We start from the raw sequence: 14132 nt of genomic DNA on the forward strand, positions 1-14132 counted from the left end.
ATTCTCACCTCTTTCTAATCGCAATCCATAACTCATACTATGCTCTCGCCCAATAATGGGTTACTTCGCTTGACAAAGAAACGGCTGCACAAACAACTGATTGATAAAAACAAAAAGAGCACTTCCCGCTTGCTGCTGCAAACAGAAAAGTGCTCAAAAATTAATTAGATATTCAGTTATCTTGAATGATCAACAAATGTTCTCAAGCAAGCTTTGTTATTTAGTACCGGTATGACCGAAACCACCTGATCCACGGTCCGTATCCTCAAGTTCATCAACCTCGATTAGTTGAACCTTAGGAACCTCCTGGAATACCATCTGGGCAATTCGCTCATTTCTTTTAATAATGAATGATTCCAAGCCGTGATTGATAAGCAGCACCTTGACCTCGCCGCGATAATCCGCATCAATCGTTCCCGGTGAATTTAAAGCTGTAATTCCATGCTTCAGTGCTAGCCCGCTCCGAGGACGAATCTGTGCTTCCAGCTCGGAGGGCATTGCCAATGAGAAGCCAGTCGGGATAAGCATTCGCTGACCTGGATTCAATTCCACTGATTCTGTAACAGCGGCATAGAGATCAAAGCCGCTTGCCAGAAGCGACATTTTTTGTGGCAGCTGTATATCTTCATTTCCTGGCAGCCGCTTGATTTGAACATTATACAAGTTGATCCCTCCTGAAGCCATCAATCACATCTGCTTTTTGGCCCACCATGGCTAGTGCAAAAGGGGTCGATAGCATCTCTTGTGTCAACGCTTGAATATGATCGAGTTCTACACTCTCAATACGTTCTATGATCTCATCCAAGCTATAATGTTTGCCGAGCATCAGCTCGTTTTTACCCAAACGGTTCATCCGGCTGCTCGTGCTCTCCAAACTGAGGATCAGACTGCCTTTCATCTGCTCCTTGCCTTTTCTAAGCTCGCTTGCAGTGAGCCCTTCATTTTTAAGTTCGCTCAAAAGTTCCATAGTTACTTTCAGCACATCCGCCGTCTGCTTAGGTGCTGTGCCTGTATAAATAGTAAACATACCGCCATCCTGGTAAGACGTGTGGTAGGAATACACTGAATAAGCCATGCCGCGTTTTTCTCTAATTTCTTGGAATAATCGCGAACTCATTCCGCCGCCGATAGCATTGTTCAACAAGACCATTGCATATAAACGATCATCTTTTGCAGACAGACCTGGCAATGACAGACAAATATGATTTTGCTCCGTTTTCTTCTCATGGTATTCCAGGTTACTGAAAAAAGTAGGTGCAGCGAACGTTTGTTCAGTACCATTGTTTTGAAAGCTTCCAAAATGCTGTTCCATTAAAGCAAGAATGGAATCATCTACATTGCCGGCAATAGCGATGACCGTGCTCTCAATACTATACTTCTCTTTCATGTACTGACGCAGTGTATTTGAGTCCATAGCCGTCAGGTTTTGCTCAGTTCCAATGATTGTATAACCTAAAGAATGATCTTCAAAAGCTGCTTTAGCAATTAAATCATGAACCATATCATCAGGTGTGTCCTCATACATGGATATCTCTTCGAAAATGACATTCTTTTCTTTCTCAAGTTCAGTTGGATCGAAGGTCGAACGGAAGAACATATCAGCCAGCGCCTCAACCGCTATAGGTAAATGCTCATCCAGCACCTTGGCGTAGTAGCATGTATACTCTTTTGACGTAAATGCGTTGACATTGCCTCCAATGCCATCAAACAATTCTGCTATATCCTTGGCGGAGTACTTATCCGTCCCCTTGAACAGCATGTGCTCGATAAAATGTGAAATGCCGTTAATCTCTCTGCTCTCATTACGGGAACCTGTTTTCACCCAAATCCCAAAGGATACGGAGCGGCAAGTTGGAATAGGTTCCACGATGACCCGCAGCCCATTGTTCAAGGTATATTTATTCAATGAAGGGAGCCTCCTCGGAAAATCTCTTTATGTATTTCAGAATGTACTTTTTCAGCAAAGCTGAATCATTCTGATATTGCAAGAAAAGCAACTGCTTTTAGACACGAATGTATCTTCTTTGTACTGCTTCGATCTGAAGCTTTTCTTTAAATATCAGAATGTGCTTTTTCAGCGAAGCTGAATCATTCTGATATTGCAAGAAAAGCAACTGCCTAGTCACGAATGTATCTTCTTTGTACTGCTTCGATCTGAAGCTTTTCTTATATTACCATTATTGCTCAGCAGACTCAACTTTAGGAACACGGTTTGTGGAAATTACCTCGCTTACGGTCCCAAGCTGTAGTCCTTTGTTTTTGATCACTTTAATCATCCGCTCTAACGCTTCGCTTGACGATGACGTCGGATGCATAAGAATTAATGAGCCCGGCTCTACTCTTGTAGAAATTTTATTCACAATAGTGGAAGGCGCTGGCTTTTGCCAATCTACGGTATCCAGCGTCCACAATATGGTTCTTAGCTTTTGCTCACGGGCAATGTCGACTGTTGCTTGGTTAAAATCGCCCGAAGGAGGGGCAAACAACACATTGTTTACACCCAGTTCTTTTTCAAGCAGCTGCTGGGTTTTGTATATCTCTTGATAGGCTTGATCTCGTGATATTTGACTCATATTTTTATGGGAATACGCATGATTGGAAAGCTCATGCCCTTTATCCTTAATAATTTGTGCAGTTGGAACATTTTTTTTCAACCAGCTTCCATCGAAGAAAAAGGTCGCCCGGACATTTTCTTTTTCCAGAATACTAAGCATTTTGGGTAAAAACTGTTCTCCCCATGCAACGTTGATCATCAGTGCTACCATGGGTTTCTCTGGATTTCCCTTATAAACAGGATGTGATCCCAATTGATCCAAACCGATGGCCGGCGGCACCTCCCTCATGATTAAATGCAATTGACCTGGTGATTGCCGCTCAAGTGTGAGGGCAAGCGACTTTTCTATGTCAACCTCCACCCCATTGTAGCCAGGTATCGCCTTCCATACTCTATCCAAACGTGCGTTGATAGGGGCAATCCGACGTTTTTCAGCTTCCAACATGATCTGTTCCTGAAGCATTGCCGTTTGATCCTGCAGCTTGCTCCAACCCGCATTAGCCTTTATGGCAGAAGGAATATCCATATGAAACGGACTTGATGCAGGTACATTCGTTGAATGTTGTTTGGCCTGTTGTATGAAGGTTTGCACACTTTCTGAGCTCTGCAGCACCAGCATGACCGTTGCAAACAGACAGGTCATCACTATCACCTGAACATGTTTCATAAGCTTGCTCCTGTCAATGGAATCGTTTGTCCCATAAATATGCACCGAAGGACAAGATTAGACCAAAACAAAAAGAGACAGAATGCTCTGGCTCTTTGTCGTTGCAATACTATGAAATAAAGCGATTATGATTGAGCTGGTACTTGTGGAGTAAGAACGGCTTTACGAGAAAGATTAACGCGGCCCTGTTGATCGATTTCGGTTACTTTAACGGTAATAGTGTCTCCAACCGCAACCACATCTTCCACTTTAGCTACACGTTCTGTAGATAGCTGAGAAATGTGAACTAATCCTTCTTTCCCAGGCAAAATCTCCACAAATGCACCAAACTTCTCAACGCGTTTAACTGTACCTAAATACGTCTCACCTATAACTACTTCCTTAACAATACCTTCAATGATTTGACGAGCTTTATCGTTCATCTCTTGATTGGAGGAAGCAATAAATACTCGGCCATCTTGTTCGATATCGATTTTCACGCCGGTTTCTTCAATAATTTTATTAATAATTTTGCCGCCTGCACCGATAACATCACGGATTTTGTCCGGATTGATATGCATAGTTAAAATTTTAGGCGCATATTTGGAAAGCTGAGCTTTAGGTTGTTGAATACGCTCCAGCATTTTGCCTAAAATGTGCATTCTGCCTTGTTTCGCTTGCTCTAGCGCTTGTCCTAAAATAGCACGGTCAATGCCGTCGATTTTAATATCCATTTGCAAAGCTGTAACTCCAGCCGCTGTACCTGCTACTTTGAAATCCATATCGCCGAGATGGTCTTCCATACCTTGAATATCACTCAAGATGGAGAAATGCTCACCATCTTTAATTAATCCCATAGCTACACCCGCAACAGGCGATTTGATTGGCACCCCTGCATCCATCATAGCAAGCGTACTGGCACAAATACTTGCTTGTGATGTGGACCCGTTAGATTCCAATACTTCGGATACAAGACGAATCGTATAAGGGAAATCCGTCTCTGAAGGAAGAACAGGCTCCAAAGCGCGTTCGCCAAGTGCTCCATGACCAATTTCACGGCGACCTGGAGGACGCAATGGTCTTGCTTCGCCGACACTAAACGGCGGGAAGTTATAATGATGCATAAACCGTTTGGTTTCTTCCAAGTCAAGCCCGTCCAAAATTTGCACATCCCCAAGCGCTCCAAGCGTACAAATACTGAGAGCCTGTGTTTGTCCACGTGTAAACAATCCGGAGCCATGTGTGCGCGGCAGCAAATCAATGTCGCATTCAATAGGACGAATTTCGTCTAAGCCACGTCCATCCGGTCTTACTTTATCGTGAGTAATGAGTCTACGTACTTCTTCTTTAACAATATCATATAACGTTTCTTTTACATCGGCCAATTTCTCTGGTGTTTCAGCATACTCACCTTTGAAATGTTCAACTGTTTCTTCATTCACCGCATCAATAGCATCTTGACGAGCATGCTTCTCAGCAATTTTAACAGCTTCAACCAATCTGGCTTGCGCAAATGCTCGAACATCGCGATTGACTTCTTCATTTACCGTATGTAATTTAACTTCCATCTTAGGCTTGCCAGCCTCTGCAACTAACTGCTCTTGAATGGCAACGATATTCTTGATTTCATCGTGACCGAACATGATTGCTTCGAGCATAACTTCTTCTGGAACCTCATTAGCTCCTGCCTCAACCATCATAATAGCATCTTTAGTACCGGCTACAACTAGATGGATATCACTTTTATCAACCTGCTCCAGCGTTGGATTAATCACAAATTGACCATCCACGCGCCCAACGATAACTCCGCCAACCGGACCATTAAAAGGAACATCCGAAATGCTCAACGCCGCAGAAGTACCAATCATAGCAGCAATTTCCGGTGCACACTCTTGATCTACGCTCATTACGATGGAAACGATTTGTACATCATTACGGAAGCCTTCCGGAAATAAAGGACGAATCGGCCGGTCAGTTAGTCTGCTTGACAATATCGCTTTTTGACTTGGACGACCTTCCCGTTTAATGAAACCTCCCGGAATTTTCCCAACCGCGTACAGGCGCTCCTCATAATTCACAGTTAAAGGAAAGAAATCCAGATCCTTTGGTCCTGTCGAAGCCGTCACCGTACACAGTACTACTGTATCTCCATAGCGAACCATTACCGCGGCATTCGCTTGCTTGGCAAAACGGCCCGTTTCAAGAATTAAGGGACGTCCACCTAAATCCATTTGCACTCTTTTTTCCATAAAAACCTCCTGAAAGTTATCATAATATTATAAGGAAACTTACTTCATAAGCATCCTCGGAAAATGAATGTTAGGTTTTACTAAATTTAATCTATATATCATTTCTGCATAATCCTCAGTATTTCCTTCTTTAATCGAAATAAATCTCTCTATTCCACAAAGAACGAAGTTATGCATACGAAAAAGCAACCTCGCTATCTGTTGTCCAGGCCCAAACCGGACCCGAACAGCAGACAACCATGGTTGCTCTTTTGCAGCTAATCCTATTAACGACGAAGTCCCAGCTTAGCGATCAAAGCGCTGTAGCGGCTAACGTCTTTGTTTTTCAAATAAGCTAACAGTTTACGGCGTTGGCCTACCATTTTCAAAAGACCACGACGGGAATGATGATCCTTCTTGTGAGTCTTAAGATGGCCAGTCAAGTTTACAATGTTTTCTGTAAGAATTGCAATTTGCACTTCCGGTGAACCTGTATCGGACTCATGCGTTTTGTGCGTTTGAATCAATTCTTGTTTACGTTCTTGTGTCAATGCCATTATTGAGTCACCTCCATGAATGATTTGGTATCCCCAAAGGCCCAGAGATCGTCGGAGTTCTCGATTCTCCATGCCAAGGTTCTAATGCTGCCGTTAACGACAACGTTGTTGATTATAACATAAGTTGCTAGTAAAAGTAAAATAATAGTTAGTCATTTTCTATAATATTACGCCAACAGCAGCTTAGCCTGCTCTGCATCTCTTTGAATTTGTGCTATCAGCTCAGCGACTCCCGAAAACTTGCGCTCCGGCCGAAGATAACTAATGAAATCTACAGTCACCTGATTACCGTAAATAGACTGAGAGAACTCAAACAGATGCGCTTCCAAAGTTGGCTGCTCGAGATTTGTCTCAAAGGTTGGCTTTTTTCCGACATTCATCACACTGTTATAGGTTTGTCCATCAACGGTAACACGAACCGCGTACACACCTAAGGCAGGAATAAGGAAAGGATCAAGCAAATCAATATTGGCCGTAGGAAACCCGATCGTTTTTCCTCTGCCGTCTCCGTGTACAACGATCCCATTTAACGAATAAGGTCGTCCCAATAAAGCGTTCGCCCGTTCGAGATTTCCTGACAATAAATGTTCACGGACCAATGTGCTGCTGACCTTGCTTCCATTTTGATGAAACGGTCGGATCACTTCAACGGCAAACCGTCCCTGTGCCAGCTCGCATAAAGTATCGGGAGTACCAGCCCCCAAATAACCAAAGGTAAAATCAAACCCAACAATTACGGTGTTGACTTTCATTGGTATGAGCATGTTTTCAACAAAATCGGAAGGAGAAACCTTCATCAGCTCATTATTGAAAGACACAACGTACATATTATTTACGCCTAATGCTTCCATAAGCCTTTTCTTTTCTTCCACGGGTGTCAAAAGCTGGACATATTTGCATTGGCCCAACACTTGTCTGGGATGTGGATGAAACGTCATGATAGAAGCGGGTATATGCAAGCCTTCTGCAGTATGAATGGCGCGCTTGATAACCTCCTGATGTCCCAAGTGAACACCATCGAAATCTCCAATAGCGAGTACCTGCGGCCTCATTTCTGAGAGATTGCTTTGTGATATTATAGGATATGCTAATTCTAGCGATTGCATAAATACAAAGTTCACCTACAATTCTTATGAGACGATAACATTCTAAGAGAACACTTTTACAGGATGGAGCACGGAGCTGCCGGAATCCCATTGAAAAATCCCAATAAATTGGGCACTGGGGGAATAAGCGGTAAGCATCCGGTCATGAATTGCTTGAAGCTGCTCATCGGAAGGTGTAAACACAACCTTTTGGCCGAGAAGCGCTCTACGCGCTTGTTCATCGGTTAAATTGACTGAAGGTAAATGAGCTAATGCTCTTTGTGCCGGGATCAGTTTCTCTGCAATTGTTCCTTGCATCATTTCCTGCTGAATCTGCTCCAAAGTCAGACATTGCTCAGGACCGATGCTTCCAGTAGAGGTCCGAACCAAATCCGACATAACAGCTGGATAGCCTAATTTCTTGCCGATATCTACACATAAAGTTCGAATATAGGTGCCTTTCGAACATTGTACATGGAATCGGATTTCCGGACATGGAAGATCTAGATCCATTTGCAAAATATCGATTTTGTAGATGGTTACCTTCCTTGATTTACGTTCCACTTCCAGCCCTTGACGTGCAAGCTCATACAATCGTTTGCCATCTACCTTTACAGCCGAGTACATTGGAGGGACTTGTTCAATCTCCCCTACGAATGATGAGATGACTTCCTCCACTTGAGCTTGCGAAAGACGAACCTCATCGGCACGCTCAATGATCTCTCCGCCTGCATCCTCGGTGTCCGTAGCAATACCAATCTTAAGAGTAGCCTCATAGGCTTTAGGAAGCTCTTGAATATATTCCACAAGGCGTGTAGCGCGCCCTATGCACAACGGAAGTACACCCGTTACCTGAGGATCAAGTGTTCCTGTATGGCCGATGCGCTTAATTCGGAGAATCCCCCGGACCTTGGCTACTACATCGTGGGAAGTAAACCCCTTGGGCTTCCAAACGGGTAGTATCCCTTCGAATGTTTCTTTTGTCATGCCAGTGCCAACCCTACTTCCTTAACAACCTGTTGGACAGCTTCCTCTAAAGTACCATAAATCGCACAACCTGCAGCTCTTACATGACCGCCACCGCCGAATGTTTTGGCGACTTGCGCCACATCCACTTTACCCGAAGACCGTAAGCTTACCTTTACGACGCCACCTGCTTTTTCCTTAAAAAGCAAGCCTACTTCAACACCCTCGACATTTCGAGGATAATTGACGAGACCGTCCAGATCATCGCTTGATGCTCCGCTGTTCACCAAATCCTCCAGGGAAACCGCAAGCCAGCCCACTTGATTGCCGTGAGCAAATGCCAATGTATTCAAGCTGCTCTTGATTATAGAAATTTGTGGATAAGTAAGCTTCTCCAATAAATGCTCAGCCAGCTCATGACCCTTAACGCCCCGCTTCAGCATATCTGCAGCAATATTCATTACCTTAGCAGATGTGTTGGCGTAGCGAAAGCCGCCTGTGTCTGTCAGCAAGCCTGAATATATACATACGTTCAGCTCGTGGGATAATGGAATATCCAATTGCAAAGCCAGATCATACAGAATCTCGACAGTAGCTGCCGCACTATCCATAACTAAGTTAACGCTGCCAAAACGGTCGTTGGTTGAATGATGATCGATATTCAGTATTTGGGCGTCATCCGTAAATACTCTGTGCACGCTACCGATTCTGGAATAATCCGCACAATCCACACTAATGATATTTTGATAAGCAGTTATCGCGGCAGGATTCGCTTCATAATTAACTATAGAATGCCGACCAGCTGCCATATACATGAATTTATCAGGCATATGTCCTTCATTAATTAAAGTAAACCGCTTGCCCAAAGCACTTAATATCCAGGCAACCGCAAATGTTGACCCGGCAGCGTCCCCATCCGGTTGGATGTGAGACGCTACCAGGAAATCATCATGGGTCAGTATAAACTGAGCTGCGGCTTCCAATTCGGCTGCGTAAGCTTCAGAATGAGACGATACCGTCATAACCCTGCGTTCTCCGCATTAACTTGATCCAATAGACGCTCGATCTTAGTTCCATAATCAATGGAGGCGTCAAAGCGGAACAGCAATTCCGGAATTTTGCGCAAGCGAATTCTTTTACCAATCTCTGAACGGATAAACCCGCTTCCGCGGCCTAATGCTTTCAATGTTTCTTCCTTCTGCTCATCGGTTCCCAGCACGCTAAGAAAAATTTTGGCCTGAGATAAGTCATTCGTGAGGTCAACTCCGGTTACAGTAATAAAACCGATACGTGGATCCTTCATCTCTGACTGAATAATTTGGCTCAATTCCTTCTTAATCTGCTCACCGACTCTACCTACTCGAACTCGAGCCATTCAAATCACCTCTCAACAGTTTCCATAACGAAGGCTTCAATAATGTCGCCCTCTTTAATATCGTTGAATTTATCCAGAGATATACCACACTCATAACCTTGTGATACTTCTTTTGCATCGTCCTTGAACCGTTTAAGTGAGTCAATATTACCCTCAAATACGACAATACCCGCGCGGATCAAGCGCATTTGTGCGTTACGAGCAATTTTCCCGGAGGTGATCATACAACCTGCAATAACCCCGATTTTGGAAACTTTGAAAACATTACGAACTTCTGCCTGACCAATAATATTTTCTTTATAGATTGGATCAAGCATCCCTTTCATAGCATGTTCAATTTCTTCCATTACTTTGTAAATGATGCTATGCAAACGAATATCCACTTTTTCCTGATCAGCGGTATTTTTAGCCTGCGGCTCAGGACGAACATTAAATCCGATGACGATAGCGTTTGAAGCAGAAGCCAGAATTACGTCCGACTCGGTAATAGCGCCAACTCCATGATGTAAAATTTTTACACGTACGCCTTCGATATCGATTTTCTCCAAGGAACCGCGCAGTGCTTCAACTGAACCTTGAACATCACCTTTGATGATAACATTCAGATCTTTAATCTCACCATCTTTGATATGTTTATACAAATCATCCAATGTAACGCGAACATTCGCGCCCATCTCCGATTGTCTCAAGGTTACTGCACGTTTTTCGGCAATTGCTCTCGCCTTACGCTCATCCTCGAAGCAAATAAACGGATCGCCAGCTTGCGGCACCTCAGTTAAACCGGTGATTTCAACCGGAGTCGAAGGGCCTGCTTCTTTTAATTTCTTGCCTTTATCATTAACCATTGCACGAACACGACCGAAGCAAACACCAGCTACGAAGCTGTCGCCTACTCTCAATGTACCATGCTGGATCAAGACGCGGGCAACTGGGCCTTTACCTTTGTCAAGCTCAGCCTCAATAACGGTTCCTCTGGCACGTTTATTAGGGTTAGCTTTAATTTCTTGAACCTCAGCTACCAATAAAATCATATCCAAAAGATTCTCAAGTCCGATACGTTGTTTTGCGGAAATGTTGCAGAATATTGTGTCTCCGCCCCACTCTTCCGGAACGAGCTCATACTCGGTTAGCGCCTGTTTGATTTTCTCAGGATCAGCGCCCTCTTTATCTACTTTGTTAACTGCAACGATGATAGGCACTTTGGCAGCCTTAGCATGGGCTATGGCTTCAACCGTTTGCGGCATAACACCATCGTCAGCGGCAACAACAATTATCGTAATATCCGTTACTTGAGCTCCACGGGCACGCATCGAAGTAAAGGCTTCGTGACCAGGTGTATCAAGGAAAGTGATTTTCTTGTTATGAGTTTCAACTTGATAAGCACCGATATGCTGGGTAATTCCCCCTGCTTCGCCTTCCGTAACACTTGTTTTACGGATAGCATCCAGCAATGTCGTTTTACCATGATCGACGTGACCCATGATCGTTACGACCGGTGGACGTTCAAACAGATCCTCTTCTTCATCTTTTTCTTCGAATTGCTCGAACTTATCTTCCTCGACCGGAATTTTCAGTTCTACTTCTACTTTATAGTCGCTTGCAAGCAATTGAATGGCATCAAGATCAAGCTCTTGGTTAATGGTAGCCATAACACCAAGGAATAACAGCTTCTTAATAACTTCTGAAGCATCCTTATGAAGAGACTTCGCCATTTCACCTACCGTCATGGTGCCGCGGACAATAATTTTCTTAGGTGTATTATCGATCTTTTCTTTCTTAACCGTCTCTTGCTGATATCTGCCTCTGTTATTGCCCTTGTTATTGCCTCTATTGTTTTGCGGACCTCTGGATGAACTGAATTTATTATCGTCAAAACGCTTTTCGTTAGGCTTCGTTTTCTTTGCCGTCTTGCCGTTTACTCCACCAGCATTTTCTTGATCGTTGTCAACGGGTCTGGCACCTACTGACTTATTAAACGGGCCAGAGCTTCCAGCTCCTCTTTGCTCAAAAGGCTTGCGCTGTTCAAAGGTGCCTTGTCCTTGAGGACGGCTCGCTCTTTGATCGCCAGGACGTCCGGCATTACCGCCAGTCGTACCGCTTGGACGGTTAGCTTGCTGTCCTTGGCCACCTTGATAGCCGCCTGGACGACTTTGACCACCGCTTGGCTGGCTGCTGCGTTGCTGGTAGCCTCCGCCTTGGCCTCCTTGTTGACCGCTGCTTGGTTGACCGCTGCGCTGTTGGTAGCCGCCTTGGCCGCTGCCTTGTTGTCCACTGCGCTGCTGGTAACCGCCTTGACCGCTGCCTTGTTGTCCACTGCGCTGCTGGTAGCCGCCTTGACCGCTGCCTTGTTGCCCGCTGCGCTGTTGATAACCGCCGCCTTGCTGTGAACCTTGGCCTTGAGGCCTATTGCCTTGATAGCCGGAACGCTGCTGCCCTTGAGAGCTGCTGCCAGTTTGATTACTCGAGCCTTGTGTTGATTGGGAACTAGCAGGTCTTGGCGCTGGTGCTGATGCAGCTGAACTTGGTGCTGCTGCTTGAGTTGAAGCCGCTTGAACTGTCTTCTCTGCTTCCGGCTTTGCTTGCTGAACCTGCGGCTGAGCCGGTGCTGATGCTGATGCCGGTGCTTGTGCTTGTGGCTGAGACGTTACTTGCTGCGCCGTTTCCTTGGCAACTGTACTAACCGCGCTTGAACTGCGTTTGGCAGCTGCATTTGCTTTAATGTCTTTAAAAAACTTCTCTACACTATCCACTGTATTATTCTCCATTACGCTCATATGATTGTTAACCGGGATACCTAGTCTTTTTAATATTGTTATAATCTCTTTGCTACTCATATTTAAAGACTTAGCATATTCGTATACTCTTAGTTTTTCCTTATTGTTGTCTTGATTACTCAATACTGTCCACCTCCGTACGATTTTCCAGACTTTTCTTCAGCATTTTCGCAAACCCCGCATCGGTCACGGCTATAACAACTCGCGATTCCTTCCCGATGCTTGCTCCCAACTGTTCACGGCTGCCGTACTGATGTAGGGGAACCCGATAGGTATTGCATTTATCGCCCACTTTTTTACTTGTATTGACCGCAGCGTCTTCAGCAACAATGACAAGCTTAGCTTCGCCCTTGCGAACTGAATCGATAACGGCTTCTTCACCTGTAGTTATTTTGCCGGCTCTCATAGCCATGCCTAAATTATTAAAAAAGTTATTCTTCATCATCCACCGCTGCTTCCTTGCCGGCAATAAATTCATCTTCCACTTTGATGAAGTCTTGCTCCAAAGCATCGTAGATGTCTGCACTTACCGTTTGTTTCAATGCGCGGTCCAAGGCCTTGCTCTTCTTAGCCAGCTTAAAACAGGACAACTTCCCGCAAAGGTAGGCACCCCGCCCCGCTTTTTTACCGCTTAAATCTATCAGTATTTCGTCACTTGGCGTTTTGACAACGCGGATCAATTCTCTTTTCGGCATCATTTGCTGACAGGCAACACATTTGCGAAGAGGAATTTTTCTTTGCTTCATCCGTGATCACCTCCGGTGCAACCGCACAGCGTATATATTGTCACCACTACCTGTACCGGCTGCTGGACTCAGTCAACGCTTACTGAATCCTGATTCATCTCATCATTATATGTTTTCGGGCGGCCATATTCTTGCTCAGCCTGAGTTTCACTCTTGATGTCAATCTTCCAGCCCGTCAATTTAGCGGCTAACCGCGCATTTTGACCCTTAATTCCAATGGCTAACGACAGCTGATAATCAGGTACGATTACACGTGCCATTTTCTCGCTTTCGAACACATTAACTTCCAGTACCTTCGATGGGCTCAAAGCATTGGCTACATACTCATCCACTTGCTCGATCCAGCGCACAATATCGATCTTTTCGCCCTTGAGCTCGTTCACAATGGTTTGCACGCGCATCCCTTTAGGGCCTACACATGAACCAACAGGATCTACTTCTGCATTGCGGGAATGAACGGCAATTTTTGAACGGAATCCTGCTTCTCTGGCTACGGAACGAATTTCAACAACTCCATCGAAAATTTCTGGCACTTCCAGCTCAAAAAGACGCTTCAATAAACCGGGATGCGTACGCGATAAAATAATTTGTGGCCCCTTGGTTGTGTTCTCAACCTTGGTTATGTAGGCTTTAACCCTATCGCCTTGTTTAAATTTATCGGTTGGCATCAATTCGGTTAACGGCAGTGCTGCCTCAATTTTTCCCAAATCAATGTAAATATTACGCAAATCCTGACGCTGAACGATACCTGTAACGATATCTTCTTCTTTATCAACAAAAGCATTGTAGATTAATCCGCGCTCCGCTTCACGTATGCGTTGAGTAACTACTTGCTTGGCTGTTTGTGCTGCGATCCGTCCGAAGTCGCGTGGCGTGACCTCAATTTCGACAATATCATTCAGTTGGTAGTTGGCGTTAATTTCACGCGAAGCTTCCACCGAAATTTCCAGACGCGGATCCAATACATCATCTACAACCGTTTTGCGTGCATATACTTTGATCAATCCAGTGTGACGATTAATGTCGACACGGACATTCTGGGCTGTATTAAAATTACGTTTATAGCTAGAGATTAGCGCAGCTTCGATTGCATCGATCAGCACTTCCTTGGCTATACCTTTCTCCCTTTCGATTTCCGACAGAGCATCAATAAAATCGGTATTCATTTGAACGGAGTTCCCCCTCTCATAAAATCCACTAT

The 14132-nt window shown here is 44.6% G+C and carries 13 protein-coding genes; all 13 read right to left on the minus strand.

Going from position 1 to position 14132, the window contains the following annotated elements:
• Window positions 1–216: 216 nt before the first annotated feature.
• The gene (gene dut, locus ACFQ0C_RS25040) at window positions 217–663 is read right to left on the minus strand and encodes a dUTP diphosphatase (RefSeq protein ID WP_379370632.1); all 447 of its coding nucleotides are present in this window, start codon (window positions 661–663) and stop codon (window positions 217–219) included.
• A complete protein-coding gene (locus ACFQ0C_RS25045) occupies window positions 656–1906 on the minus strand; it encodes a M16 family metallopeptidase (protein ID WP_379370634.1) in 1251 nt (416 codons plus the stop codon). The genes dut and ACFQ0C_RS25045 overlap by 8 nt, the downstream gene beginning before the upstream one ends.
• A gap of 271 nt (window positions 1907–2177) precedes the next feature.
• Window positions 2178–3221 (minus strand): polysaccharide deacetylase family protein, encoded by a 1044-nt coding sequence (locus ACFQ0C_RS25050; protein WP_379370636.1) that lies wholly within the window; start codon window positions 3219–3221, stop codon window positions 2178–2180.
• A gap of 125 nt (window positions 3222–3346) precedes the next feature.
• Window positions 3347–5449 (minus strand): polyribonucleotide nucleotidyltransferase, encoded by a 2103-nt coding sequence (pnp, locus tag ACFQ0C_RS25055; RefSeq protein WP_379370639.1) that lies wholly within the window; start codon window positions 5447–5449, stop codon window positions 3347–3349.
• A gap of 266 nt (window positions 5450–5715) precedes the next feature.
• A complete protein-coding gene (gene rpsO / locus ACFQ0C_RS25060; RefSeq protein ID WP_258212369.1) occupies window positions 5716–5985 on the minus strand; it encodes a 30S ribosomal protein S15 in 270 nt (89 codons plus the stop codon).
• Window positions 5986–6152: 167 nt separating this feature from the next.
• Complete coding sequence (locus ACFQ0C_RS25065; RefSeq protein WP_379370641.1) at window positions 6153–7091, minus strand: bifunctional riboflavin kinase/FAD synthetase; 939 nt, start codon at window positions 7089–7091, stop codon at window positions 6153–6155.
• A gap of 42 nt (window positions 7092–7133) precedes the next feature.
• Window positions 7134–8057: a tRNA pseudouridine(55) synthase TruB gene (gene truB / locus ACFQ0C_RS25070; RefSeq protein WP_379370643.1), complete on the minus strand. Its 924-nt coding sequence runs from the start codon at window positions 8055–8057 to the stop codon at window positions 7134–7136.
• Window positions 8054–9058: a DHH family phosphoesterase gene (locus ACFQ0C_RS25075; RefSeq protein ID WP_379370645.1), complete on the minus strand. Its 1005-nt coding sequence runs from the start codon at window positions 9056–9058 to the stop codon at window positions 8054–8056. Before ACFQ0C_RS25075 ends, truB begins: the two co-directional genes overlap by 4 nt.
• On the minus strand, window positions 9055–9411 hold the full coding sequence (gene rbfA / locus ACFQ0C_RS25080; protein WP_258212373.1) for a 30S ribosome-binding factor RbfA: 357 nt from the start codon (window positions 9409–9411) through the stop codon (window positions 9055–9057). The genes ACFQ0C_RS25075 and rbfA overlap by 4 nt, the downstream gene beginning before the upstream one ends.
• Window positions 9412–9416: 5 nt before the next feature.
• Window positions 9417–12308 carry a translation initiation factor IF-2 gene (gene infB, locus ACFQ0C_RS25085; RefSeq protein ID WP_379370648.1) on the minus strand — a complete coding sequence of 964 codons (2892 nt, stop codon included), beginning with the start codon at window positions 12306–12308 and terminating at the stop codon, window positions 9417–9419.
• A complete protein-coding gene (locus ACFQ0C_RS25090; protein WP_258212375.1) occupies window positions 12301–12630 on the minus strand; it encodes a YlxQ family RNA-binding protein in 330 nt (109 codons plus the stop codon). The genes infB and ACFQ0C_RS25090 overlap by 8 nt, the downstream gene beginning before the upstream one ends.
• On the minus strand, window positions 12617–12931 hold the full coding sequence (gene rnpM, locus ACFQ0C_RS25095; RefSeq protein WP_258212376.1) for an RNase P modulator RnpM: 315 nt from the start codon (window positions 12929–12931) through the stop codon (window positions 12617–12619). The genes ACFQ0C_RS25090 and rnpM overlap by 14 nt, the downstream gene beginning before the upstream one ends.
• Before the next feature lie 68 nt (window positions 12932–12999).
• On the minus strand, window positions 13000–14097 hold the full coding sequence (gene nusA, locus ACFQ0C_RS25100; RefSeq protein WP_258212377.1) for a transcription termination factor NusA: 1098 nt from the start codon (window positions 14095–14097) through the stop codon (window positions 13000–13002).
• Window positions 14098–14132 lie beyond the last annotated feature (35 nt).

This window comes from Paenibacillus sp. GCM10027630 (assembly GCF_042676305.1).
Taxonomy (GTDB): Bacteria; Bacillota; Bacilli; order Paenibacillales; family NBRC-103111; genus Paenibacillus_S.

Coding starts and splice junctions, on each gene's coding strand:
- ACFQ0C_RS25050 (WP_379370636.1), bottom strand. CDS start 3,221: ATGAAACATGTTCAGGTGATAGTGATGACCTGTCTGTTTGCAACGGTC.
- truB (WP_379370643.1), bottom strand. CDS start 8,057: ATGACAAAAGAAACATTCGAAGGGATACTACCCGTTTGGAAGCCCAAG.
- ACFQ0C_RS25090 (WP_258212375.1), bottom strand. CDS start 12,630: ATGATGAAGAATAACTTTTTTAATAATTTAGGCATGGCTATGAGAGCC.
- ACFQ0C_RS25075 (WP_379370645.1), bottom strand. CDS start 9,058: ATGACGGTATCGTCTCATTCTGAAGCTTACGCAGCCGAATTGGAAGCC.
- rnpM (WP_258212376.1), bottom strand. CDS start 12,931: ATGAAGCAAAGAAAAATTCCTCTTCGCAAATGTGTTGCCTGTCAGCAA.
- rbfA (WP_258212373.1), bottom strand. CDS start 9,411: ATGGCTCGAGTTCGAGTAGGTAGAGTCGGTGAGCAGATTAAGAAGGAA.
- ACFQ0C_RS25065 (WP_379370641.1), bottom strand. CDS start 7,091: ATGCAATCGCTAGAATTAGCATATCCTATAATATCACAAAGCAATCTC.
- nusA (WP_258212377.1), bottom strand. CDS start 14,097: ATGAATACCGATTTTATTGATGCTCTGTCGGAAATCGAAAGGGAGAAA.
- pnp (WP_379370639.1), bottom strand. CDS start 5,449: ATGGAAAAAAGAGTGCAAATGGATTTAGGTGGACGTCCCTTAATTCTT.
- rpsO (WP_258212369.1), bottom strand. CDS start 5,985: ATGGCATTGACACAAGAACGTAAACAAGAATTGATTCAAACGCACAAA.